Below are 23946 nucleotides of genomic sequence, written 5' to 3'. Positions count from 1 at the left end.
TTGTCGTGGTCCTTGCTGTGGAGGCGTGGACGGGCTTGAAAGTTATCTGCGCTCAAGTGGAAGTCTGCGATCGATGCCCTTGCATAGGGCGTAATTTACGCCCTATAATGGAGGTGAAGGCAACGCCGAAGGGGCGGGCCACAGAAACCGAAAGGGTTGAATGATGCACTTGACGACGAGGATTGCTTATCGTTACCACGGCCAGGGCCGTGAGCGGGTGGAGACGCTGGGGGAGATTCTGGCGTGGACTCGCGCCGATGAGGGCGCTATGTGCCGCTTCGGGGAGATGGAAGAGGCCATGCGTACCCGTGGTGATCTTCCCGCCTATGACGAGGACGAGGGCGAGCTTGACGAAACTAAAGAGTTCGATTTGGAGCGCGACTTTGCGAAGGTGACGCTTGAGGACTTGTCTCGCCTCCTCGACGATGCTGGCGTTCGTATCTGGAGGCGGCCGCGTATGTCCAACGCGGACTTTCGCGCTATGCGTGAGTATCTGGGGCTTCCGGCACAGTGGCTTGCAGAACGGCTTGAGGTAAACACTCGCACCGTCCAAAAGTGGGACTCCGGCGAGGCGCGAATCCCCGAAGGGATCAGCTTGCAGATGGAGTCACTGGAAAGTTTTACCGGGGGAGTGGTGGCACGTTTCGTGGACGAACTCCACGACGATGCCGAGGTGTACTTCGAGATCCCGAGGACGCACGAGGACCTTGAGGAAGTGGAGGAGTACGCCGATATGCCGCTTGATTGGTGGCGCATGGTGGGCGCGCGCGTACGCACCGAACACGGCGCAGTCCTTGGGTGGATGTAGCGCGTAATTGTGATGCAGCTGGGCCCGGGAGTCACGAAGGTGGCGCCCGGGCCCTATGTCGTGCTGGCGCGCACCGCATGCGCGGTGCTTGCCGTCGAAGAAGACTGCCGAAGAGTCCCGTGGTGGTTCAGTTAGCCATGGAGACTTTCAGGGTGATGTGCGGCCGGTCCTGGGTGCCGAACCGTGGTCACTTTCCCAATGCTTTGAAGTGGGCCGCCCCCTGGCTTGAACATATGGCGATGAAAACTAGACTTCAAGTAGTTGAACTTTTGGTATGGAGATGCCTATTCGTAAGACCTTAATCAGCCTCACCGGCCCCGCCTTCGTTGCTGCAGTGGCTTACGTCGACCCCGGCAACGTAGCCGCCAACATCAGCGCCGGCTCCCACTACGGCTACCTCCTGGTGTGGGTACTCGTCGTGGCCAACCTCATGGCCATGTTCATCCAGTACCACTCCGCCAAACTGGGCCTAGTCACCCACCGCTCCCTGCCGGAAATCATGGGCGAGCGTCTCTCCCGCCGCGCGCGCCTAGGCATGTGGGCCCAGGCCGAGCTCATCGCCGCGGCCACCGACCTCGCCGAAGTCATCGGCGGCGCCATTGCCCTGCAACTCCTCTTCAACCTCCCCCTGTTCGCGGGCGCGCTCATCATCGGCGCGGTCTCCATCATTCTCCTCATCTTCCAGAAGAAGAACCAGTGGTTCGAGGGGCTTGTCATCGGCCTGCTCCTGGTCATCTGCATCGGCTTCCTTGCCGGCCTCGCCATCGCCCCGCCCGACCCCGCCGACGTGGCCGGCGGCCTCATCCCCCGCCTAGAGGGCAAGGACAGCATCCTGCTGGCCGCCTCCATGTTGGGCGCCACCGTCATGCCGCACGCCATTTACCTACACTCCTCCCTGACCAAGCAGCGCTACCCCGACCTGGAAATCCCCCACGTGCTGGCCGGCACCCGCGCGGACATCGCCGTGGCGCTGTCCATCGCCGGGCTCGTCAACGTGGGCCTGCTGGTCCTGGCGGGCTCGGCCCTCTACGGCGTGGACGGCACAGAGACCATCTCCGGGGCCCACACGGCGATTGCCAGCCACCTCGGCCCGCTGGCCGGCGTTCTCTTCGCCATCGGCCTGCTGGCCAGCGGCCTCGCCTCGACGTCAGTGGGCGCCTACGCCGGCTCCGAAATCATGGACGGCCTGCTTCACATCAAGGTCCCCCTACTAGTCCGCCGCCTGGTCACGCTCATCCCGGCGCTGGTCATCATCGGCTGCGGGGTCGACCCCACTATGGCACTGGTGGTCAGCCAGGCACTTCTTTCCCTGGGCATCCCCTTCGCCATCATCCCGCTTTTCCGCTATGCCGGCTCCCGGGACGTCATGGGTGAGTTCGCCGCGAAACCCTGGTCTATGGCCGTGGGCTGGACGCTTGCCGCGCTGGTCATCGCACTCAATCTCGCCCTCGTGCTCCTGCCGCTGCTCTAGGCCGCCTACAATCAGCAGCCATGATTGAAGTAGCAGCCGTCGTCATCCGCAACCCACAAGGCCACGTGCTTACCGTGCGCAAGAAGTCTTCCACCAAGTACCAACTGCCCGGCGGCAAGCCCGAGGCGGGCGAGGCGCTTGTCGACGCCGCCCTGCGCGAAGTTGCCGAAGAAGTAGGCCTCACCCTCGACGCCGAGAGCCTCAACAAACTCGGCACCTTCGACGCTCCCGCCGCCAACGAACCGGGCGAGGTCGTCGTCGGCACCATCTTCACCTACACCCGCACCGTCACCGCCGACGAACCCCATGCCGCCGCCGAAATCGGCGACACCGCCTGGGTCAACCCAGCAGCCCCCGACCGCGAGCTTGCACACCTGCTGCGCGACCGCGTCTTCCCCACGCTGGCCTAGCGCCAACTGTCAACACTTCGGCGTCATTGACCTCGAAACCATCAAGAGCTACCCTTTTGAACATGTTCACTGAACACGTTCACTCATCGCGCTCGGCCGCCAAAGCTGGCACCGTCAGCAAGGTCCTAGCCACCGCCTACGAACTCTTCCTCACTCAGGGCTACGCCACCACCAGCATCCGGACTATCGCATCCGAAGCTGGCGTTAGCGTGGGAACCGTCATGGGAGTCGGCGACAAACAAACGCTGCTCATCCGCACCATTGGCCAACACATTTCAGAACTCCACGATGACATCCGGGGACAATCCGATAGCCTTCTCGATGTCCTGAGACCTTTCCTCCAGATGTTTACCGGCCACGAAGAGCTCTCCCGCGCCTTTGGCGCAGCACTCATCCAACAAGGCAATCAAGGCGAAGCGCTCACCGCACTCAAAACGCTCCTGACCGATGAAATCACCCTGCGACTCGGCACCAGGCTCAGCAGCGCCGATGCGGCCGAGTACGCCGACCTGCTGTACAACGTCTACCTCGGCTTACTCATCGGCTGGGCCGCCGGAATCTACGACACCGAGCACCTCACATCCCAAGCCGCCTCATCGATCGAACGCCTCAACACCGCATTCGGAGTAACCCAATGATCCTAGAATCTTCCCCAGCCTGGCCCTCCCTTCTACTAGCAGCCATTCTGCTTGGCGACGCCGCCCTCTCCCTCAAACCAGTCCCCTTCATCGAAGCCTGCCTCAGCGGCGTCAAACTCCCCAAGGACTGGTGGTGGGCGCTCATTGTCATCAAGTGCCTCGCCGCCGTAGGACTCATTGCCGGCCTCTGGTTCCCCGGCGTAGGAATCACAGCCATGATTGGAGTCATCGCCTATTTCTGCGCGGCCGCAGCAGCCCATGTCCGCGCCCACTTCCTCGGTAGCGCATTCTGGATCAACTGCTTAGGCATGCTCGCATTCTCCATCGGAGTACTGATCCTGACGCTCGCACTGAATTAAGACACCAGTCAACCTTTCACGGCTTCCTGAAGGCAGATACATCATTGCACCTCTTGAATGATGACTTGATGCTTTCAGCACAGACTGTTGGAATATCGACTGGCTTGCTTCACAGCAGGTTAAAGAAAGCTGGTGTAATCGAAGTGCGGCCTAGATGTGATGTCCAGGGACGTTGTTGAGTCGGTCGAAGGGTACGCCGCCAATCGCAGAGTGGTGTCGGTGGTGGTTGTAGAAGTGGAGCCAGCCGGGCAGCGCCAGGCGTCGTTCGGCCTCTGAACCGTAAAACCTGGCATAGGCCCAGCCGTCCCCGAGCGTGCGGTGGAATCGCTCGATCTTCCCGTTCGTCTGCGGCCGGTAGGGGCGTGTCCGCTTGTGTCGGATGCCGAGCCGAGCGCAGAAGTCCCTCCATGCGTGGGATCTGTATGCCGACCCGTTGTCGGATAGGACTCGCTCGACGGTCACGCCTCGTTCGGCGAACCAGGCCACGGCGCGTTCGAGAACTCCCACCGCTGTGCTCGCCTGCTCATCCGACCAGATTTCTGCGTATGCGACGCGGGAGTGGTCGTCGATGACTGTGTGAACGAACGCCGTCCCGGTGCGCGGCTTGTGATCTTTTCCTCGTGGTAATCCCGGAGTCGCGAGCTTGTTCCGTGCGCCTTGCTGCCGACCTACGTAACGATGTCCACCGCCGTCGGGGATGTTGCCGAACTTCGTGACATCGACATGAATCAACGATCCCGGATGAGGATGCTCATATCGCCGCAATGGCTCGCCAGTGACACGATCGATATGCGAGAGGCGGTTCACGCGGCAACGGACGAGGACCGCGTGAACAGTCGACGTCGAGAGACCAAGTCGCGCAGCGATCTGGGCTGGCCCCAGTCGAAGCCGCCAGCGCAGGTTGATGATCTTCTTCTTGACATGCTCGGGCGTCCTGCCTGGGATCCGGTGCGGCTTGCTGGAGCGATCCTGCATCCCAAACTCACCCTCTTCCCGGTAGCGGCCTGCCCATTTCCGGGCAGTGATCGGGGAGACCATGAACATCTTGGGGTCGTTTGCGGGAGGGGGCGGAATCCTACGCTAAGGCTTTGGCCAGCGATATTCTCCGGTGAGATTGATGTGTTCCCATCCGAGCGGCGAAACATGGGCCAAGAGATCGGGCGATAGCAGCTTTCCATCGCGTTTCTGGTTTGCAACGACCTCGCCGAGCTTCATGGTGTTCCAGAAGATGATGATGGCGGCGAGCAGATTCATGCCGGCGATGCGGTAATGCTGGCCTTCGGCGGAACGGTCGCGGATTTCACCGCGGCGGTGGAAGCTGATTGCCCGCTTCAGCGCATGATGAGCTTCGCCTTTGTTGAGCCCGATCTGGGCACGCCGTTGGAGTTCGGCATCCAGAATCCAGTCGATCATGAACAGGGTGCGCTCGACGCGACCGACTTCCCGCAGGGCTGTCGCGAGCTCGTTCTGCCGCGGATAGGAGGCGAGTTTCCGCAGAATCTGGCTTGGCGCGACGGTCCCGGCAGCAATGGTGGCGGCGATGCGCAGGATGTCGGGCCAATTGCGCTCGATCATGGCTTGGTTGACCTTTCCGCCGATCAACGCTCGCAGGTGCGCCGGGGCGGCCGACGGATTGAACGCGTAGAGCCGTTTGGATGGCAGGTCGCGGATGCGCGGAGCGAACCGGTAGCCGAGAATGGCACATGCGGCAAAGACGTGATCGGTGAAGCCGCCCGTGTCGGTGAACTGCTCGCGGATATGGCGTCCAGCATCGTTCATCAGCAGGCCATCGAGGATGTAAGGCGCTTCGCTTGCCGTTGCAGGAATCACCTGGGTTGCGAACGGCGCATATTGGTCGGAGACGTGGCTATAGGCTTTCAGGCCCGGGGTATTGCCATATTTCGCGTTGACCAGGTTCATGGCCTCACCTTGCTCTGTAGCGACGAAGAACTGTCCGTCGCTCGAAGCCGACGTGCCCATGCCCCAGAACCGGGCCATGGGTAACGCTGCCTGTGCCTCGACCACCATGGCCAGCGCCCGGTCATAGGCTTCGCCCTCGACATGCCACCGTCCAATGCGGATCAATTCCCAGAAGGTGTGGGTGTTTGTCGCATCCGCCATTTTGCGCAAGCCGAGGTTGATCCCTTCCGCCAAGATAACGTTCATTAGCCCGATCCGGTCAGCGCAGGGTGCTCCTGTGCGCAGATGGGTGAACGCTTCGGTGAAGCCGGTCGCCGCATCCACCTCCAGCAGGAGATCGGTGATGCGCGTGGGCGGGATCTGCTTGTAGAGATCGAGCACCAGATCTTCGGCGCCTGTCGGCGCGGCGGCTTCGAGTTTCTCGATATGCAGAACGCCGTTTTCAATCGACCCGCCCGGGATCGTGCCTGCGCGAGCGGCACGGCCAAGCTCGCGCAACCGCATGTCGAGGCGAGCTTGCCGGTCTGCCAGCCATTCCTCCGGCCGCAATGGCACAGCGAGACGACCGCCTTCCGCGATGGCTTGTGCCGGAACGAGTGCGTGTTTCAGATCGCCATAGCGCCGGGACCTAGTAAGCCAGACATCTCCGGAGCGGAACGCATCGCGCAGATGGAACAGCACCGCGATCTCCCATAGGCGAGCGTCGCCAGCCCTCTGGGCCCGAAGGTGGCGATGCCATTTCGAGCTGGGCCGCAAGAAGCTGGTCATCGCGGCATCGTTCAAACCGGTACGAAGGGCCGTCACCGCTTCCAGAAGCGGCAGTGCAACGGGCGCAGCTCGCAGATCGAGCAGGCGCAACATGCGTGGAGCGTATCGGCGGAAGCGGTGATAACCGTCGAGCACATGATTGAGCGGATCGTCGGCCATGGTGGCGGTCAGCCTGGTTGCCATTGCAACAAGGGTTTTTAAGCCGTCCCACCCTGACCCACTCGCGATGACATCGCCCAGCGGCTGGCCATCATCCTGTGCATCGACCAGGGCGCCCCCGATCTCGGCGAAGGATTTCAGGGTGTCACGCACCACCCCCGCTTCGTCTGCGACCTTTGCATGGCAAATACGCTCCGAAGCACGGTAGAGACGGCCGACGATCCGGTCGTGGGTTTCGACCACTGCGTCGGCCAACATCGCCTGCCATTCCGAGACGCAAACAGCCAAGATCGCAAGCCGCCTGTCCTCCGGGAGATCGCGCATGCCGTCGGCATAATACCGTTCACCCTGCCTGCGCAGACGAGTCACCCGATGGGCAGGAACGCCGGCAAGCAGATCCTCGGGGAGATCGACGCGTTGCAGATATTCGAGCCGGTCGAGCAGCCGGTTGGCCGACGAAGAGTTCGAGCCAGGCTCGAACTGGCGCAGCCACACAAAACGGGTCACCCGATCATCAGCCGTCTCCTCGAGCAATGCCAGCAACTGTTCTCGGATCGACATAGGCAGCCGACTGGCGATCCTCGTCTCGATGCGTCGCTCGGCATCGACGAGAGCCGCGGCACAAAGCCGCTCGATCGTGGATGTCGCGGGAAGGACAGTGCGGGTGCGTCGGCACTCGGCTACGAAGCGACGGGCGATATCCTCGTTCGACACCGCCATCTCGGCTTCTCGGAACAACCATTCCTTCAGCTCGCTCGCACCACGTCCGGAGAAGGTGCGGAAGCCGTAGAGCCCCCGTAACTCGGCAAGATGCTCGTGCCGTGTTTCCTCGCGGGCAGCATAGTCTACGAGATCGTCGGCACCCAGGCCAAGCTGCGCTCCGATAAATTCGATGACCTCTGCAGGGATCAGTTCGCCTGGAGCCAGCACCCGGCCGGGATAGCGCAGGACACACAATTGCAGGGCGAAGCCGAACCTGTTGTGAGCGCGCCGACGCAGCCTGATATGCCCAAAGTCTTCATCACTCAGCGTATAGTGCTTGAGCAAATCCGTCTGTGAAGTCGGCAAGCGCAACAGCGCGTCTTTCTGCCGATCGGTTAGAGTGACGCGACGCGGCATACATGTTCCTTTTTCAAAATCTGATAGCGTTCAAGACGCTTTGTTTATGAAGCTGGTTGAGATACATTTCCAGAGGTCAATGCAATCGTGGCCGAAGCGCCGCCTCAAACCAACGTTTGTGATACATGCTGATCGGATATGCCCGCGTCTCCAAAGCCGATGGCTCGCAGTCTCTCGACCTGCAGCACGACGCCTTGCGCGCCGCAGGTGTCGAACGGGACAATATCTATGATGATCTTGCTTCCGGCGGTCGTGATGATCGCCCTGGCTTGACTGCCTGCCTCAAGTCATTGCGTGACGGCGATGTGCTGGTGGTCTGGAAGCTCGATCGCCTCGGACGATCGCTTGCCCATCTGGTCAACACGGTGAAGGAGCTGTCAGACCGCAAGATCGGCCTGCGGGTTCTGACTGGAAAGGGCGCTCAGAGGCACTGTTGCAAAGTTAGCGATGAGGCAGCCTTTTGTCTTATTCAAAGGCCTTACATTTCAAAAACTCTGCTTACCAGGCGCATTTCGCCCAGGGGATCACCATAATAAAATGCTGAGGCCTGGCCTTTGCGTAGTGCACGCATCACCTCAATACCTTTGATGGTGGCGTAAGCCGTCTTCATGGATTTAAATCCCAGCGTGGCGTTGATTATCCGTTTCAGTTTGCCATGATCGCATTCAATCACGTTGTTCCGGTACTTAATCTGTCGGTGTTCAACGTCAGACGGGCACCGGCCTTCGCGTTTGAGCAGAGCAAGCGCGCGACCATAGGCGGGCGCTTTATCCGTGTTGATGAATCGTGGGATCTGCCACTTCTTCACGTTGTTGAGGATTTTACCCAGAAACCGGTATGCAGCTTTGCTGTTACGACGGGAGGAGAGATAAAAATCGACAGTGCGGCCCCGGCTGTCGACGGCCCGGTACAGATACGCCCAGCGGCCATTGACCTTCACGTAGGTTTCATCCATGTGCCACGGGCAAAGATCGGAAGGGTTACGCCAGTACCAGCGCAGCCGTTTTTCCATTTCAGGCGCATAACGCTGAACCCAGCGGTAAATCGTGGAGTGATCGACATTCACTCCGCGTTCAGCCAGCATCTCCTGCAGCTCACGGTAACTGATGCCGTATTTGCAGTACCAGCGTACGGCCCACAGAATGATGTCACGCTGAAAATGCCGGCCTTTGAATGGGTTCATGTGCAGCTCCATCAGCAAAAGGGGATGATAAGTTTATCACCACCGACTATTTGCAACAGTGCCAACCCATGTTATATTGCACAAGATAAAAATATATCATCATGAACAATAAAACTGTCTGCTTACATAAACAGTAATACAAGGGGTGTTATGAGCCATATTCAACGGGAAACGTCTTGCTCGAGGCCGCGATTAAATTCCAACCTGGATGCTGATTTATATGGGTATAGATGGGCTCGCGATAATGTCGGGCAATCAGGTGCGACAATCTATCGATTGTATGGGAAGCCCAATGCGCCAGAGTTGTTTCTGAAACATGGCAAAGGTAGCGTTGCCAATGATGTTACAGATGAGATGGTCAGACTAAACTGGCTGACGGCATTTATGCCTCTTCCGACCATCAAGCATTTTATCCGTACTCCTGATGATGCATGGTTACTCACCACTGCGATCCCCGGGAAAACAGCATTCCAGGTATTAGAAGAATATCCTGATTCAGGTGAAAATATTGTTGATGCGCTGGCAGTGTTCCTGCGCCGGTTGCATTCGATTCCTGTTTGTAATTGTCCTTTTAACAGCGATCGCGTATTTCGTCTCGCTCAGGCGCAATCACGAATGAATAACGGTTTGGTTGATGCTAGTGATTTTGATGACGAGCGTAATGGCTGGCCTGTTGAACAAGTCTGGAAAGAAATGCATAAGCTTTTGCCATTCTCACCGGATTCAGTCGTCACTCATGGTGATTTCTCACTTGATAACCTTATTTTTGACGAGGGGAAATTAATAGGTTGTATTGATGTTGGACGAGTCGGAATCGCAGACCGATACCAGGATCTTGCCATCCTATGGAACTGCCTCGGTGAGTTTTCTCCTTCATTACAGAAACGGCTTTTTCAAAAATATGGTATTGATAATCCTGATATGAATAAATTGCAGTTTCATTTGATGCTCGATGAGTTTTTCTGATAGTTAGTCTTTGTAGAGACACAAACCTGAAATTCCGGACACCGCGCTTCAGGACATCTCCCTGGACGCCGATATCTGGCAGTATCCGGACGGGGCACTGTTGCAAATAGTCGGTGGTGATAAACTTATCATCCCCTTTTGCTGATGGAGCTGCACATGAACCCATTCAAAGGCCGGCATTTTCAGCGTGACATCATTCTGTGGGCCGTACGCTGGTACTGCAAATACGGCATCAGTTACCGTGAGCTGCAGGAGATGCTGGCTGAACGCGGAGTGAATGTCGATCACTCCACGATTTACCGCTGGGTTCAGCGTTATGCGCCTGAAATGGAAAAACGGCTGCGCTGGTACTGGCGTAACCCTTCCGATCTTTGCCCGTGGCACATGGATGAAACCTACGTGAAGGTCAATGGCCGCTGGGCGTATCTGTACCGGGCCGTCGACAGCCGGGGCCGCACTGTCGATTTTTATCTCTCCTCCCGTCGTAACAGCAAAGCTGCATACCGGTTTCTGGGTAAAATCCTCAACAACGTGAAGAAGTGGCAGATCCCACGATTCATCAACACGGATAAAGCGCCCGCCTATGGTCGCGCGCTTGCTCTGCTCAAACGCGAAGGCCGGTGCCCGTCTGACGTTGAACACCGACAGATTAAGTACCGGAACAACGTGATTGAATGCGATCATGGCAAACTGAAACGGATAATCAACGCCACGCTGGGATTTAAATCCATGAAGACGGCTTACGCCACCATCAAAGGTATTGAGGTGATGCGTGCACTACGCAAAGGCCAGGCCTCAGCATTTTATTATGGTGATCCCCTGGGCGAAATGCGCCTGGTAAGCAGAGTTTTTGAAATGTAAGGCCTTTGAATAAGACAAAAGGCTGCCTCATCGCTAACTTTGCAACAGTGCCCGCTCAGATCGACACCACGACTGCGTCCGGTCGCATGGTGTTCGGAATCTTCGCCACCTTGGCCGAGTTCGAGCGGGATCTGATCCGAGAGCGCACCATGGCGGGTCTCGCCTCCGCGAGAGCGCGCGGTCGCAAGGGCGGACGAAAATTCGCGCTCACCAAAGCTCAGGTGCGTCTCGCGCAAGCCGCCATGGCCCAGCGCGATACTTCAGTTTCCGATCTCTGCAAGGAACTCGGCATCGAGCGCGTCACTCTCTACCGATATGTCGGTCCCAAAGGCGAGCTCAGAGACCATGGAAAGCATGTTCTCGGACTTACGTAGCAACTCGTTTCTTTTCGCAGGTTGAGCCACCTCCGCGCTTCATCAGAAAACTGAAGGAACCTCCATTGAATCGAACTAATATTTTTTTTGGTGAATCGCATTCTGACTGGTTGCCTGTCAGAGGCGGAGAATCTGGTGATTTTGTTTTTCGACGTGGTGACGGGCATGCCTTCGCGAAAATCGCACCTGCTTCCCGCCGCGGTGAGCTCGCTGGAGAGCGTGACCGCCTCATTTGGCTCAAAGGTCGAGGTGTGGCTTGCCCCGAGGTGATCAACTGGCAGGAGGAACAGGAGGGTGCATGCTTGGTGATAACGGCAATTCCGGGAGTACCGGCGGCTGATCTGTCTGGAGCGGATTTGCTCAAAGCGTGGCCGTCAATGGGGCAGCAACTTGGCGCTGTTCACAGCCTATCGGTTGATCAATGTCCGTTTGAGCGCAGGCTGTCGCGAATGTTCGGACGCGCCGTTGATGTGGTGTCCCGCAATGCCGTCAATCCCGACTTCTTACCGGACGAGGACAAGAGTACGCCGCAGCTCGATCTTTTGGCTCGTGTCGAACGAGAGCTACCGGTGCGGCTCGACCAAGAGCGCACCGATATGGTTGTTTGCCATGGTGATCCCTGCATGCCGAACTTCATGGTGGACCCTAAAACTCTTCAATGCACGGGTCTGATCGACCTTGGGCGGCTCGGAACAGCAGATCGCTATGCCGATTTGGCACTCATGATTGCTAACGCCGAAGAGAACTGGGCAGCGCCAGATGAAGCAGAGCGCGCCTTCGCTGTCCTATTCAATGTATTGGGGATCGAAGCCCCCGACCGCGAACGCCTTGCCTTCTATCTGCGATTGGACCCTCTGACTTGGGGTTGATGTTCATGCCGCCTGTTTTTCCTGCTCATTGGCACGTTTCGCAACCTGTTCTCATTGCGGACACCTTTTCCAGCCTCGTTTGGAAAGTTTCATTGCCAGACGGGACTCCTGCAATCGTCAAGGGATTGAAACCTATAGAAGACATTGCTGATGAACTGCGCGGGGCCGACTATCTGGTATGGCGCAATGGGAGGGGAGCAGTCCGGTTGCTCGGTCGTGAGAACAATCTGATGTTGCTCGAATATGCCGGGGAGCGAATGCTCTCTCACATCGTTGCCGAGCACGGCGACTACCAGGCGACCGAAATTGCAGCGGAACTAATGGCGAAGCTGTATGCCGCATCTGAGGAACCCCTGCCTTCTGCCCTTCTCCCGATCCGGGATCGCTTTGCAGCTTTGTTTCAGCGGGCGCGCGATGATCAAAACGCAGGTTGTCAAACTGACTACGTCCACGCGGCGATTATAGCCGATCAAATGATGAGCAATGCCTCGGAACTGCGTGGGCTACATGGCGATCTGCATCATGAAAACATCATGTTCTCCAGTCGCGGCTGGCTGGTGATAGATCCCGTCGGTCTGGTCGGTGAAGTGGGCTTTGGCGCCGCCAATATGTTCTACGATCCGGCTGACAGAGACGACCTTTGTCTCGATCCTAGACGCATTGCACAGATGGCGGACGCATTCTCTCGTGCGCTGGACGTCGATCCGCGTCGCCTGCTCGACCAGGCGTACGCTTATGGGTGCCTTTCCGCAGCTTGGAACGCGGATGGAGAAGAGGAGCAACGCGATCTAGCTATCGCGGCCGCGATCAAGCAGGTGCGACAGACGTCATACTAGATATCAAGCGACTTCTCCTATCCCCTGGGAACACATCAATCTTACCGGAGAATATCGTTGGCCAAAGCCTTAGCGTAGGATTTCGCCCTCTCCCGCAAACGACCCCATCTTTGCGGCGATCGTGGCCGGATAGCCGTCTTCGACAATCAGCCGAGCTAACCGGAGACGGGCACGAGGAGTGAGAAGAGCGTTCGGATGGGTCATCAATTGGCCTCCGCCGCGGTCTTCGTAAGCGCGCGTCTGGTGAGAAGCATGATGACGAGAGCGATCGCTGTCAGCACCGAAGCGACCCAAACCGGCGCGAGCAGCCCCAGCCCGGTCGCGAGCCCGAGCGCACCAAGCACGGGCCCCGCTGCAGCTCCGATATTCAATGCTGCGGTTGCGTACGAACCGCCCATCGTTGGCGCACCCGATGCTGCATACAGCACACGCGTGATCAGAGTACTGCCGACGCCGAACGACAGGAATCCCTGAACGAGGACGAGGACGATAAGCGCAACGGGATGAGATGCGACCACTGCCAACACGATCCAGCCTGTCAGCAATAGCGGTCCGCCGACTGCGAGCACGAGGCCAGGTCGTTGATCTGATAGTCGTCCTGCGATCGTGACGCCAAGGAACGATCCGATGCCGAACATCACCAGCGCGACGGACACCCACGCTTCGGCCAAGCCCGCGGTCTCGGTCACGATGGGTGCCAGGAAGGTGAATGCCGCAAAGGTCCCTCCGTTGATCAGCGCTCCGAGTGCCATGGCCAGGATGAGCCGCGGCGTCGCCAACTGGCTGAGCTCGACACGGAGCCTTGGTGAGGTCGCGCTAGTCTCGCTCCGACCAACATTGTTCGTGACGCCACGAATGACTCCAACGGCCGCGGGAATACAGAGGATGGCGATCGCCCAGAACGTCGTTCGCCAGCCCAGCGCTGTGCCGAGCAGTGCCCCGGCGGGGACGCCCACGACGGTTGCGATCGTCGTGCCGGAGAGCAGGATCGACAGTGCACGCCCCTTCTGGTTCGCTGGCACGAGGGTAGTGGCCGTGCTCAGTGCTACGGCGAGGAATCCTGCGTTTGCGAGAGCGCTGAGCACCCGGGTGATGAGCAGGAGAGAGAACACTGGTGTCATCGCTCCGATGACGTGGCTTCCCGCGAACACGAGAAGGCAAACGATCAATGTGAGCCGCGGTGGCCAACGGCGAGCGAATGCCGCCATCACTGGCGCGCCGACGACCATACCGACTGCGAATGCGGAGGTCAGCAGGCCCGCAGTGCCGACCGAGACGTCAAGTTCGGTCGCGATCGCGGGGAGCAATCCCGCGAGCATGAATTCTGAAGTGCCCATGACGAAGACCGCCAGGGCAAGCATGTAGAGGGCAAAAGGCATCGAGTACTCCGAGGTGTGAGATCAAGAAATGGTTCTTCTTGTCACCACGGCCAGCGCCCCGGGTACGCCAGACATACGCCCACACAGATCGTGGGCGTCGTAACTAGTGGTTCAAGGGGCTGGCGGTGTGACCGACAACCCCTGACCTGTCTGATTCGGGACTCGACATGCCCCAAACTCTAACATGCCTTCAATGGCAAGCGGTCTGGACAGATACTTCTTGAATCGGCACGGTGTCATTACGGGCGGGGGCCAGAACAACGTCCCTGGACATCACACCTAGACGCGCCCACTTGTCACCTGATAAACGTGCCCAGGCCGTGGAGCGAGTGCTTGCTGGTGAGAGCTGTCAGACAGTGGCTGATGCTATCGGTGTGCATCCTTCTACCGTGTATGGGTGGATAAGGAAGCAGCGGTATGCGAAGTTACGCCGGCAGCGACATCGTCGAACGCCTGATGAGGCGGTGGTGTCTTTGCCAGATACAGGCAAGAAGCTGGGTAAAGATTCTGTTATGCCAGCACCGATGAAAACTCAAGCCGTTGATGGATTTCCTAGCGGCGTATTCGACAAACACGCCTTAGTAGGGCGTGGTCGCAGGCTTACTGTTGAAGACCGTGTTGCTATTGAAGCGGGATGTCGTGTCGGTGATTCGGCACGAGCCATCGCGCAGAAAATAAATAGGCACCACAGTGTCGTCGCTCGTGAAATCACCCGTAATGGTTGGAAGATCGTCGATGAGGACGGCACAGAGCAGCTGCGGTATAACGCCCACAACGCTGCTGTTTCTACTGCTGGTCGGATGGTGCGGCCAAAACTACGCAAGCTCGATGAAAGCCCAACGCTTCGGGGTGTAGTAGTCGATTGCCTTGCCCGCAGGTGGTCACCTGGGCGCATTAGTGCATGGCTTGAGCATGCTTTCAGCGATGATGAAAGCATGCGTATTTCCCACGAAGCGATCTACAGTGCCTTATACATTCAAGGCAAAGGCAGCCTGCGAGCCGAGCTTGAAGAAGTCATGAAGACTAAAGACGTACTTATCCGCGGCGGCTCAACACGCAAGCGTCGTGCCCGAAACGCTGGCGTGTTAACCGGTCGCCCTTGGATCAAAGGTGCTGAGATCACCCACCGCAGCCCGGAAGCTGATGACAGGGCTATTCCCGGGCACTGGGAGGGCGACCTTGTTATTGGTAAAGGTGGCAAAAGCGCGCTGATTACCCTAGTAGAGCGCACCAGCCGTTACACCCTGCTTGGACACCTTCCCGATGAGCACAGTTCACACACCGTGGTCGCAACCCTGCAGGACATGGTCAAAGACCTCAACACCGAGCAGCTAAAGACCATCACATGGGACCAAGGCGCAGAAATGGCTGTCACAGCACAAGTCCAGATTAAAGACGGCTGCCAGGTGTTTTTCTGTGAACCGCGCTCACCGTGGCAGAGACCAACCAACGAGAACACCAACGGCGAGATCAGGCGCAGGTTCTACAAAAAGGGCACCGACTTTGCCACCGTCACACCCGAACATGTCGCGTGGGTGCAAAATGAGCTCAACGAAACACCCCGACAAATCCTCGGCGGCGCAACCCCACGTGAAATACTTAACGAACTATTCAAGCGTGGCGCATCCACCGCTTGATTCCGCCCCCGTCCTTAAGAACCTTTTCGTTAGCGTTCGTGGCCGGATGTAGTGCCGGTGTTGTTGGTGCGGGTCCTGCTTTGATAGTCGCGGCCGACTTGTTTGATTTTGTCGGGCCTCATGCCGCTCCAGGTGTCGGTTGATGTTTGGACGATGGGGGCTTGGGCGAGTCCTTGTGCCTTGAAGTTTTCGACGAGATCGGGTCGTTCGCTCAGGTCGATCACGAGGTAGTCCACGCCCATTTTGTCGAACTGTCGTTTCGTAGCGGCGCAGCCCATGCAGTTCGGTGTCGTGTAAATGGCTCTGTTGCAAAAATCGTGAAGCTTGAGCATGCTTGGCGGAGATTGGACGGACGGAACGATGACGGATTTCAAGTGGCGCCATTTCCAGGGTGATGTGATCCTGTGGGCGGTGCGCTGGTATTGTCGCTATCCGATCAGCTATCGCGACCTTGAGGAAATGCTGGCGGAACGCGGCATTTCGGTCGACCATACGACGATCTATCGCTGGGTCCAGTGCTACGCCCCGGAGATGGAGAAGCGGCTGCGCTGGTTCTGGCGGCGTGGCTTTGATCCGAGCTGGCGCCTGGATGAAACCTACGTCAAGGTGCGGGGCAAGTGGACCTACCTGTACCGGGCAGTCGACAAGCGGGGCGACACGATCGATTTCTACCTGTCGCCGACCCGCAGCGCCAAGGCAGCGAAGCGGTTCCTGGGCAAGGCCCTGCGAGGCCTGAAGCACTGGGAAAAGCCTGCCACGCTCAATACCGACAAAGCGCCGAGCTATGGTGCAGCGATCACCGAATTGAAGCGCGAAGGAAAGCTGGACCGGGAGACGGCCCACCGGCAGGTGAAGTATCTCAATAACGTGATCGAGGCCGATCACGGAAAGCTCAAGATACTGATCAAGCCGGTGCGCGGTTTCAAATCGATCCCCACGGCCTATGCCACGATCAAGGGATTCGAAGTCATGCGAGCCCTGCGCAAAGGACAGGCTCGCCCCTGGTGCCTGCAGCCCGGCATCAGGGGCGAGGTGCGCCTTGTGGAGAGAGCTTTTGGCATTGGGCCCTCGGCGCTGACGGAGGCCATGGGCATGCTCAACCACCATTTCGCAGCAGCCGCCTGATCGGCGCAGAGCGACAGCCTACCTCTGACTGCCGCCAATCTTTGCAACAGAGCCAGAATTTTTATATCGGTGGTCATCGCCGATCTCGAAAATGGTTTCATCCGTTTCTAGGGTGATTGGGGGGATCTTCTCAATCGCTCTTTTCAAGAGGCAGATCGCCCACGGGAAACGGGTGGCGTCATTGAAGGCTCCTTTCATGAGTGGTTGTTCTCCATGCACTGGGGGCGCGCCATAGGCGCGCCCCCAGTGTTGTGTCAGGCATTTCCCCCTTGAGTTCTCCTCTTGGAAAGAAATGGCAACTATTGGAAGGGGAGTGGAAAACAATGACTGTTAGCCGATGACAAGCGGTGACCAAACGGTATGGATCGCAGTGTTATACCTGCTCAGGCACCATTGAGATCGCGCCACATGGGCATTCTTCAGCACACACACCGCAACCCTTGCAGTAGTCGTACTTGAACTCGTACGTGCCGGGCTTGATTTTCGTGATCGCATTGTCCGGGCAGACGCCGAAGCAGTTGTCGCATCCGAAGCAGTTGCCACACGACATGCAACGACGTGCCTCGAAGACGGCTGATTCTTCATCCAGACCCTGAACGACCTCGTCGAACGTGGAGGCGCGACGAGGCCCTTCAAGCTTTTCGCGCACCTGGTGTGGCGCGTCCGAGTAGTACCAAGTGGTCATGCGGCTCAAGGATGCATCGCCAGGCTTTTTGGTCGGCGTGTATGTGGCGCCTCGTAGATAGGCGTCAATGTAGCGCGATGCCTTCTTGCCGTGGCCGATCGCGACCGTGACCGTGCGCTCGGAAGGAACCATGTCGCCACCAGCGAAAACGCCCTGGATGCCGGTCATCATCTGATCGTTAACGGTGACGACACCATCTTTGATTTCGATGTCGGCCGCATTTTCAATCAGCGACAGATCCGCCTCCTGGCCCAGAGCCATGATCAGCGAATCGGCGCCGAGTTCCTCGAACTCGCCGGTCGGCTGAGGGAAGCCACTTTCGTCCAGCTCCATCTTCTCGATCGTCAGCTTCTCGTCGTCAACATGCTTCACGGTCGAGAGCCAGCGCATCATGATGCCCTCTTCCTCGGCCTCGGCAACTTCCATGTCGTGAGCGGGCATGCGGTCGCGGGTACGGCGGTAGACGATGATTGCCTCGCTGGCACCCAAGCGCTTCGCCGTGCGGGCAACGTCGACAGCCGTGTTGCCACCACCGTAGACGACGACTCGACGGCCGAGCATCGGCTTCTCACCAGTTTCGACGTCTTCAAGAACCGAGACGGCATCCATGATCTTCGCCGATTCACCGGCGGGAATGTAGGCGCGCTTACCGATGTGAGCGCCGACAGCCAAAAAGATCGCGTCCCAGTTGCCGACCTCGTCGTCAATGTTCTCCACCTTCGCATTGAACTCGAAAGTGACGCCCATGTCTTCGATGCGCTTGATTTCCGCTTCGAGGATGTGACGAGGCAACCGGTAGGACGGGATACCGAAACGCATCATGCCACCGGCCATCGGGCCCGCTTCCTTGATATGCACGCGGTGGCCAGCCATGCGCAGATGGTAGGCAGCCGACAAACCGGAGGGGCCGGCGCCAACGATCAGCACGGACTTCCCCGAATCGGGAGCGGTCACCGGAACCGTCCACCCTTCAGCGATTGCCTTGTCGCCAAGGAAGCGCTCGATCGCGTTAATACCAACGGCCTCGTCGACCTGCACACGGTTGCATGCGGTCTGGCACGGGTGGTAGCAGACGCGACCCATCGTTGCCGGTAGCGGGTTGTTGACCATGATTTCACGCCATGCGCCCTCGTAGTCGCCTTCTTCAGCGTGGTAGAGCCACTGCTGAATGTTCTCGCCAGCGGGGCATGCGACGTTACACGGAGGAAGAAGGTTAACGTACACGGGGCGTTCAGTGCGCCATGAACCGGTTTCGTTTGCCAGCGACGACCCCACATTCAGTGTGATCGCGAAGGGCTGAGTTTCCATCGTCATTGTGTGGTCCTCTTCCTTACTTGGCGGTCTCGTCGTCTGCGAAGCGACCCTCGGGATCTTCGGGTGCGCGCAGGACGCGGTCGAGAACGTCTTCGTCTAGCTGATCTGCGTCGATCAAGCCGTAGCGACGGATATTTCGGTCAGCAATCGCCTGCAGGCGTGCCAGAGTTTCAGGATCGCCCCCGCCCTTGAACAGGTGGGCAAAGCGACGTTGCGGGCGCAGGTACTCTTCGACGGGAGCGGGACGGCGGATTTTTGTTACCGACGTGATTTCGCCACCCTCTGCTTCGAAGACGGGGAAGAGTCCCGTTTGCGTTGCCAGTCGTGCGAGTTTCACGGTGATATTCGAGGCCGCGCCCCAGCCGAGTGGGCAGGGGACGAGGACATGAATGTAGCGGGCACCGTGGTAGCTCATCGCCTTGTTGACTTTGTATTCCAGGTCGCGAAGGTCAGCGACCGTGGCCGTGGCAACGTAGGGAATCTCGTGTGCCATGGCGATGCGAGCCATGTCTTTGCCCTGACCGAAACGGTTGCCGGGGTGCTTGCCGACCGGCTGGGTCGTGGCCGTGCGGGCGGTCGGCGGGGTCGCGCCGGAACGCTGAACGCCTGTGTTCATGTACGCCTCGTTGTCGTAGCAGATGTAGAGGACGTCGTCGTTACGTTCGAACATGCCCGACAGGCAACCCATGCCGATATCGACCGTGCCACCGTCACCGCCCTGAGCGATGACTCGAGTCTGCTTGCCCTTGGCTCGCAAGCCAGCGGCAGCGCCTGCCGCAACGGCAGGAGCATTACCGAACAGGGAGTGCAGCCACGGTAGGGTCCAGGCCGACTCGGGGTAGGGGGTTGAGAAAACCTCGAGGCACCCGGTTGCGTTCACCGTGACAAGGTCACCGTGAGCTGCAGCCGCCGCCGTATCAAGCGCGTAGCGAGCACCCAGTGCCTCGCCACACCCCTGACAGGCGCGGTGGCCAGACGTCAGCGTATTGAGACGATTCGGATCGGACTGAACCGAACGGTAGTCCTCACCAGCAAGTCGGTTGCCCACCGCGTAGGAGCCAACCTGATAAAACTTCACGTGTTCGCGAGCAGGGATCTGCGTCGCGCCAACACCGGGAATGCCAAGTTCAACAGCCATCAGTTATCCCTCTCAATTCCCTAGAGCCGCGTCGGTGCGGGCCTTCGAATCACGCATGATGTTCTCTGCGGTCGGGCCGCTTCGGCGTGTGGCGTTCTCGCGTGCGAGCTCGGCGTCCACCAGCTCGTGATCCAGATCCAAGAACGTCTGCGCGGGTAGCCTGCCCGCTTCCAAGTCGTCCAGCATCGAGTGGAGTGATGCCTTCGTGATCGGGCGACCACCCAGGCCAGCGATGACCTCGTAGTTGTCGATGCCCATCCCGCGCACGGCTGAACGGCAGTGCGACGACACTATGCCACCGATACCAACGGAGAAGGCTTTCTCGATGTTTACGAAACGCTTGGCGTTCTTCAGGGCCTCGCGCACCGCGTCGATCGGGAATGGGCGGAAACTCGTGATGCCCAGAACGCCGATCTTTTCGCCGCGCTCGCGGCGTTCATCGACGACTTCCTTGATGGTGCCCAGCACGGAGCCCATTGACACGATGATCGTCTCGGCCTCATCCAAACGGTAGGGGCGAACCAGACCGCCCGAATCACGTCCGAAGATTTCGGCGAATTCCTTTTGGACCTGCGGGATGAGTTCCAGCGCCCGCATCTGGCGATGGTGAGCGAGGTAGCGCACCTCGGTGTAGGCCTCGGGACCGACCATTGCACCGATCGATACCGGATGTGCCGGATCGAGGACCTGACGCGGTTCATAGTCGGGCAGGAACCTCTTGACCTGCTCTGCTTCGGGAACATCCACGATCTCCATCGCGTGGGTCAGGATGAAGCCATCCATGCAGACCATGACCGGGATGGAGAGCTCTTCGGCGATACGGAACGCCTGAATGTGCAGGTCAGCAGCCTCTTGGTTCGTTTCGGCATAGAGCTGTAGCCAACCGGAATCGCGTTGGCTCATCGCGTCCGTGTGGTCGTTCCAAATGTTGATCGGAGCACCGATTGCGCGGTTTGCGACGGTCATGACGATTGGCAGGCCAAGGCCGGCAGCGTTGTACACCGCTTCGACCATGAACAGCAGGCCCTGCGATGCGGTTGCCGTGTAGGTGCGTGCGCCAACGGCGGAAGCACCGATGCAGGCGCTCATTGCGCCGAACTCGGACTCAACGTTCAGGTACTCGCATCCCGTCAGGTTGCCCTTCTTCACCAGCGCGGAGAGGGCCTCGACGATGTGCGTTTGTGGACTGATCGGGTAGGCAGCGATCACTTCGGGCGAGCAAGCTGCGACAGCCTTTGCGATTGCCTGCGATCCTTCGATTTGTTCACGCATCAGCGCCCTCCTTCGTGTTTGCGCGCTCAGCGTTCACCTGGTCGTATGCAGCGGTCGCGGCGTTAACGTTTGCTTCGCCAACCTTGCCGGGGAATCGCTTGCGGATTGCGTCGGTGACGGAATCCAGGGCAATCAAGCCGGTCAGTGCCGCGACTCCGCCGAGCATGACCGCGTTCGGAAGCGGCCTGCCCACGTGTTCGCGGGCAATGTCGAATGCGGGGATCGTGATCGCATGCCCCTTAGGCAAAGAATTCACGAGGTCCATCAGACCGAGCTCTTCAAATGATTTTGTCGAGTTTAAAAGCACGTAGCCTTCAGGCTTCAAGCCGGCGAACACGTCCATCACCGACAACAGCGTCGGATCCTGAACGACGATGACGTCAGGCTCGAGCACCGGCTCGCGCGTACGAATCTCCTTGTCGGTGATCCTGCAGAAGGACACAACGGGTGCGCCAGTACGTTCTGAACCGAAGGACGGGAAAGCTTGCGTGTGGTGTCCGTCTGTAAAAGCAGCCATTGCTAACAGGTCGGATGCCGTGACGACTCCCTGTCCTCCTCGGCCGTGGATTCTCACTTCAACCATGTCTTCGACCGTAGGTTGATTGTCAACAATTTGTGTGAGCCCTGAAAAAGTCGCGTAATAGCGCTGTTTATACGTGTCGAAAGGTGAGATTGTTAGTGGCGGGCGACATAAAAACGTGCAACCGAAGTGTCGTAAAATGATGAGTGGTGTCACATCACATCAATTGGCCTTAATGTCTATGTGAACCCTATGTCCTCCACAGCGTGCCGACCTTGTCGCCACATTCCTTGGAGTGAACATTGGTGTCCTCGCAGTGACGATCGTCCTCGCGCGGTCGCGGACGATGGCAAAGACGCCTAACCTGGAAGGAAATCGGCGCTGCTCGACACTAAGGAGCGGGCAGGCGCCTGCGACGAATATGATCAGCGAAAACTGAAAGGACAGTCATGAGCCTGCCATCTGAAAAACTTGCCGAACTTGGCCTGGAACTTCCGCCCGTCGTAACTCCTGTTGCCGCATACGTGCCAGCCGTCCTCGACCGCGGTGTTATCCGGACCTCGGGTCAGATCCCCGTTGTTGACGGTGAACCCGTTTGCATCGGTGCAGTCGGTGAGGATGCAACTGACCCCGAAGATGCCAAGGATGCCGCGCGCGTCTGCGCGCTCAATGCGCTCGCGGCAGCCGCGACGTTGGCGGGTGGCGTCGACAACCTAGCAGGTGTCGTCAAGGTTGTTGGCTTCGTGTCGTCGCGTCCTGACTTCTACGGCCAGGCCGGCGTCATCAATGGTGCGTCTGAACTATTCGGTGAAATCTTCGGCACCGCACACGCGCGTTCTGCATTCGGTGTTGCGGCCTTGCCGTTGAACGTATCCGTCGAGGTCGAAGCAGAATTCGCGCTCCGCGAAGACTGATCTGCTCGCGCTGAAATGGCGCGGAAATCCTATAGTGAACGGGTACCCCCATAGGGTATATTTCGAGTGAATGACTCAAGCTTTTGGAGGAAAAATGGCCGACGCCCTGCCCGAGGCAGCGCCCTCGCAGAACCATCAGACATTCAAGCTCGTTGACGCGCGAACCGGCACCGAAGGCGTGAAGTCCGAAGGTGGCTGCGGCTGTGGCGGTCACGGAAACGGTGGAGGATGCGGTGGCAAGGGTCGCGGCCACGAGGTCCCCGTTGAAGAAACCACGTCCGGTTGTGGCTGCAGTGGACACGCTCATAAGGCTGAAGAGGCAAAGCCGGAAGGCGGTTGTGGCTGCGGTGGTAAGGGACATGGCCGCGGAGGTCATGGACACGGCCATCACGGTCACGGACACTGCGACCATGGTGCGGGCGTTGAAGAACTCGTTCTTCACTCGATCCCGAAGGTCGTTCGTCGTGCAGCCTTGTTCGCGGCAATGGATTCTCTGCCGGTAGGCGAAAACATCCAGATCCGCGCTCCGCATCAGCCTGACCCGCTGTTTGCTCACCTGCAGGGCTCCGAGTCCCACTACCGTGTCGAGACCATCGAAGCGGGCCCGGAAAACTGGCGCTACCGCGTCACGCGTATTTCCTGATCATTCACTCACTTTGGGGTGCGTCGCGATCCGCGACGCACCCCAAAGTCATATTCGCGTTCATCTAGTGACGTGGGAAGATTCCGGTTACCGTTGAGGTATGAACTTCTTCGATGATGATGAGAACACCCCGGAAGAGGACTTCGACCGCGTCGAAGTTGACTGTGGAATTGCCACCTCTGTTGAAGACGTGTGGGCAGTTGTCAGCGAACCCGGCTGGTGGGTTAATGACGGTCCGGTCGACGACCACGAGGTCACCCTTGATGATGAGGGAATCTACCACGTGACTGACCCTGAAGCGGGCGAGTGGCTGGTCGAAAAAGCAGACGAGGATCCGATGGATGTCGTCGCCTTCCGCTGGTATCCGATCGCATCCGATGAGCTCCCCGACGAATACGCGACTCGCGTCGAAATCTCCCTCTCTGAAGAGGGCGACTCGGTGAACGTTCACATCGAAGAGTCCGGCCTCTCGTCAGTCAGCGACGATGAAGACGAGGCCCGCCAAATGTGGGATGACGAAGCGGGGATGTGGGCTGAAGCGCTTGATGCGATCAAAGCTCACCTCGAAGCCTGAACCT

24 protein-coding genes and 4 pseudogenes are annotated in these 23946 nt (G+C 58.6%); 17 read left to right on the top strand and 11 right to left on the bottom strand.

Going from position 1 to position 23946, the window contains the following annotated elements:
* The first annotated feature begins 160 nt into the window (after window positions 1–160).
* The 5 genes from G5S47_RS08090 to G5S47_RS08070 all read left to right on the top strand — a co-directional run bounded on the left by G5S47_RS08090 (window position 161) and on the right by G5S47_RS08070 (window position 3686).
* Window positions 161–808, top strand: coding sequence for a helix-turn-helix domain-containing protein (locus tag G5S47_RS08090; RefSeq protein WP_219585543.1), 648 nt, complete (start codon window positions 161–163; stop codon window positions 806–808).
* Window positions 809–1082: 274 nt separating this feature from the next.
* The gene (locus G5S47_RS08085) at window positions 1083–2279 is read left to right on the top strand and encodes an Nramp family divalent metal transporter (protein WP_257878450.1); all 1197 of its coding nucleotides are present in this window, start codon (window positions 1083–1085) and stop codon (window positions 2277–2279) included.
* 20 nt (window positions 2280–2299) lie between these two features.
* A complete protein-coding gene (locus tag G5S47_RS08080; RefSeq protein WP_005292595.1) occupies window positions 2300–2689 on the top strand; it encodes an NUDIX hydrolase in 390 nt (129 codons plus the stop codon).
* A gap of 62 nt (window positions 2690–2751) precedes the next feature.
* Window positions 2752–3327: a TetR/AcrR family transcriptional regulator gene (locus tag G5S47_RS08075; protein WP_005292598.1), complete on the top strand. Its 576-nt coding sequence runs from the start codon at window positions 2752–2754 to the stop codon at window positions 3325–3327.
* The gene (locus tag G5S47_RS08070) at window positions 3324–3686 is read left to right on the top strand and encodes a DoxX family protein (RefSeq protein ID WP_005292602.1); all 363 of its coding nucleotides are present in this window, start codon (window positions 3324–3326) and stop codon (window positions 3684–3686) included. Before G5S47_RS08075 ends, G5S47_RS08070 begins: the two co-directional genes overlap by 4 nt.
* A 150-nt stretch (window positions 3687–3836) precedes the next feature.
* On the opposite strand, the pseudogene G5S47_RS08065 reads toward G5S47_RS08070, so the two are convergent.
* Window positions 3837–4727: pseudogene (locus G5S47_RS08065) on the bottom strand (IS481-like element IS5564 family transposase); the annotation flags it as partial.
* Between the two features lie 39 nt (window positions 4728–4766).
* Window positions 4767–7652, bottom strand: a complete 2886-nt coding sequence (locus G5S47_RS08060) for a Tn3 family transposase (protein WP_011116984.1) — start codon at window positions 7650–7652, stop codon at window positions 4767–4769.
* 125 nt (window positions 7653–7777) lie between these two features.
* Here G5S47_RS08060 and G5S47_RS08055 point away from each other — a divergent pair, with 125 nt between their 5' ends.
* Window positions 7778–8185 carry a recombinase family protein gene (locus G5S47_RS08055; protein ID WP_012360777.1) on the top strand — a complete coding sequence of 136 codons (408 nt, stop codon included), beginning with the start codon at window positions 7778–7780 and terminating at the stop codon, window positions 8183–8185.
* Here the strand turns inward: G5S47_RS08055 and G5S47_RS08050 are convergent.
* Window positions 8131–8835, bottom strand: a complete 705-nt coding sequence (locus tag G5S47_RS08050; protein ID WP_001067858.1) for an IS6-like element IS26 family transposase — start codon at window positions 8833–8835, stop codon at window positions 8131–8133. The genes G5S47_RS08055 and G5S47_RS08050 overlap by 55 nt on opposite strands.
* Window positions 8836–8985: 150 nt before the next feature.
* On the opposite strand from G5S47_RS08050, the gene aph(3')-Ia reads away from it, so the two are divergent.
* From aph(3')-Ia to G5S47_RS08025, 5 genes are all read left to right on the top strand, one after another.
* Window positions 8986–9801 carry an aminoglycoside O-phosphotransferase APH(3')-Ia gene (gene aph(3')-Ia / locus G5S47_RS08045; protein WP_000018326.1) on the top strand — a complete coding sequence of 272 codons (816 nt, stop codon included), beginning with the start codon at window positions 8986–8988 and terminating at the stop codon, window positions 9799–9801.
* Between the two features lie 156 nt (window positions 9802–9957).
* Complete coding sequence (locus G5S47_RS08040; protein WP_001067858.1) at window positions 9958–10662, top strand: IS6-like element IS26 family transposase; 705 nt, start codon at window positions 9958–9960, stop codon at window positions 10660–10662.
* A 5-nt stretch (window positions 10663–10667) separates the two neighbouring features.
* On the top strand, window positions 10668–11036 hold the full coding sequence (locus tag G5S47_RS08035; protein WP_012360778.1) for a recombinase family protein: 369 nt from the start codon (window positions 10668–10670) through the stop codon (window positions 11034–11036).
* Between the two features lie 65 nt (window positions 11037–11101).
* On the top strand, window positions 11102–11905 hold the full coding sequence (aph(3'')-Ib, locus tag G5S47_RS08030) for an aminoglycoside O-phosphotransferase APH(3'')-Ib (RefSeq protein ID WP_001082319.1): 804 nt from the start codon (window positions 11102–11104) through the stop codon (window positions 11903–11905).
* Window positions 11905–12741, top strand: coding sequence for an aminoglycoside O-phosphotransferase APH(6)-Id (locus G5S47_RS08025; protein WP_000480968.1), 837 nt, complete (start codon window positions 11905–11907; stop codon window positions 12739–12741). The genes aph(3'')-Ib and G5S47_RS08025 overlap by 1 nt, the downstream gene beginning before the upstream one ends.
* Before the next feature lie 105 nt (window positions 12742–12846).
* On the opposite strand, the pseudogene G5S47_RS08020 reads toward G5S47_RS08025, so the two are convergent.
* The 3 genes and pseudogenes from G5S47_RS08020 to G5S47_RS08720 all read right to left on the bottom strand — a co-directional run.
* A pseudogene (locus G5S47_RS08020) lies at window positions 12847–12945 on the bottom strand (IS481 family transposase); the annotation flags it as partial.
* A complete protein-coding gene (gene cmx, locus G5S47_RS08015) occupies window positions 12945–14120 on the bottom strand; it encodes a chloramphenicol efflux MFS transporter Cmx (RefSeq protein ID WP_005297378.1) in 1176 nt (391 codons plus the stop codon). The pseudogene G5S47_RS08020 and the gene cmx, both read right to left, overlap by 1 nt.
* Window positions 14121–14141: 21 nt before the next feature.
* On the bottom strand, window positions 14142–14195 hold the full coding sequence (locus G5S47_RS08720; protein ID WP_011113070.1) for a chloramphenicol resistance leader peptide: 54 nt from the start codon (window positions 14193–14195) through the stop codon (window positions 14142–14144).
* 158 nt (window positions 14196–14353) lie between these two features.
* On the opposite strand from G5S47_RS08720, the pseudogene G5S47_RS08005 reads away from it, so the two are divergent.
* Both G5S47_RS08005 and G5S47_RS08000 read left to right on the top strand, forming a co-directional pair.
* Window positions 14354–14518: pseudogene (locus G5S47_RS08005) on the top strand (helix-turn-helix domain-containing protein); the annotation flags it as partial.
* A gap of 19 nt (window positions 14519–14537) precedes the next feature.
* A pseudogene (locus G5S47_RS08000) lies at window positions 14538–15757 on the top strand (IS30-like element IS1513 family transposase).
* Between the two features lie 29 nt (window positions 15758–15786).
* Here the strand turns inward: G5S47_RS08000 and G5S47_RS07995 are convergent.
* Window positions 15787–16089, bottom strand: a complete 303-nt coding sequence (locus tag G5S47_RS07995) for a glutaredoxin domain-containing protein (RefSeq protein WP_219585542.1) — start codon at window positions 16087–16089, stop codon at window positions 15787–15789.
* Window positions 16090–16117: 28 nt separating this feature from the next.
* On the opposite strand from G5S47_RS07995, the gene G5S47_RS07990 reads away from it, so the two are divergent.
* Window positions 16118–16882 (top strand): IS6-like element IS6100 family transposase, encoded by a 765-nt coding sequence (locus tag G5S47_RS07990; protein WP_001389365.1) that lies wholly within the window; start codon window positions 16118–16120, stop codon window positions 16880–16882.
* Between the two features lie 373 nt (window positions 16883–17255).
* On the opposite strand, the gene G5S47_RS07985 is transcribed toward G5S47_RS07990, so the two are convergent.
* Genes G5S47_RS07985 through G5S47_RS07970 form a run of 4 tightly spaced genes read right to left on the bottom strand, consistent with a single transcriptional unit; the run spans window position 17256 to window position 21874 of the window.
* The gene (locus G5S47_RS07985) at window positions 17256–18938 is read right to left on the bottom strand and encodes an NAD(P)-binding protein (RefSeq protein ID WP_257878518.1); all 1683 of its coding nucleotides are present in this window, start codon (window positions 18936–18938) and stop codon (window positions 17256–17258) included.
* Window positions 18898–20019, bottom strand: a complete 1122-nt coding sequence (locus G5S47_RS07980) for a thiamine pyrophosphate-dependent enzyme (protein ID WP_219585540.1) — start codon at window positions 20017–20019, stop codon at window positions 18898–18900. Before G5S47_RS07980 ends, G5S47_RS07985 begins: the two co-directional genes overlap by 41 nt.
* A gap of 12 nt (window positions 20020–20031) precedes the next feature.
* Window positions 20032–21291 (bottom strand): pyruvate ferredoxin oxidoreductase, encoded by a 1260-nt coding sequence (porA, locus tag G5S47_RS07975; RefSeq protein WP_219585539.1) that lies wholly within the window; start codon window positions 21289–21291, stop codon window positions 20032–20034.
* Window positions 21284–21874: a 2-oxoacid:acceptor oxidoreductase family protein gene (locus G5S47_RS07970; protein ID WP_179370064.1), complete on the bottom strand. Its 591-nt coding sequence runs from the start codon at window positions 21872–21874 to the stop codon at window positions 21284–21286. The genes porA and G5S47_RS07970 overlap by 8 nt, the downstream gene beginning before the upstream one ends.
* A 386-nt stretch (window positions 21875–22260) precedes the next feature.
* Between G5S47_RS07970 and G5S47_RS07965 the strand changes: the two genes are divergently transcribed.
* From G5S47_RS07965 to G5S47_RS07955, 3 genes are all read left to right on the top strand, one after another.
* A complete protein-coding gene (locus G5S47_RS07965) occupies window positions 22261–22725 on the top strand; it encodes a RidA family protein (protein ID WP_219585538.1) in 465 nt (154 codons plus the stop codon).
* A 70-nt stretch (window positions 22726–22795) separates the two neighbouring features.
* Window positions 22796–23368 carry a DUF2249 domain-containing protein gene (locus G5S47_RS07960; RefSeq protein WP_373273788.1) on the top strand — a complete coding sequence of 191 codons (573 nt, stop codon included), beginning with the start codon at window positions 22796–22798 and terminating at the stop codon, window positions 23366–23368.
* A 100-nt stretch (window positions 23369–23468) separates the two neighbouring features.
* Window positions 23469–23942, top strand: a complete 474-nt coding sequence (locus G5S47_RS07955) for an SRPBCC family protein (protein WP_219585537.1) — start codon at window positions 23469–23471, stop codon at window positions 23940–23942.
* Window positions 23943–23946 lie beyond the last annotated feature (4 nt).

It is taken from the genome of Schaalia turicensis (genome assembly GCF_019380255.1).
Lineage (GTDB): Bacteria > Actinomycetota > Actinomycetes > Actinomycetales > Actinomycetaceae > Pauljensenia > Pauljensenia turicensis_A.
Note: the sequence above shows the minus strand (reverse complement) of the source record. Positions and strands in the feature narration are given on the sequence as shown.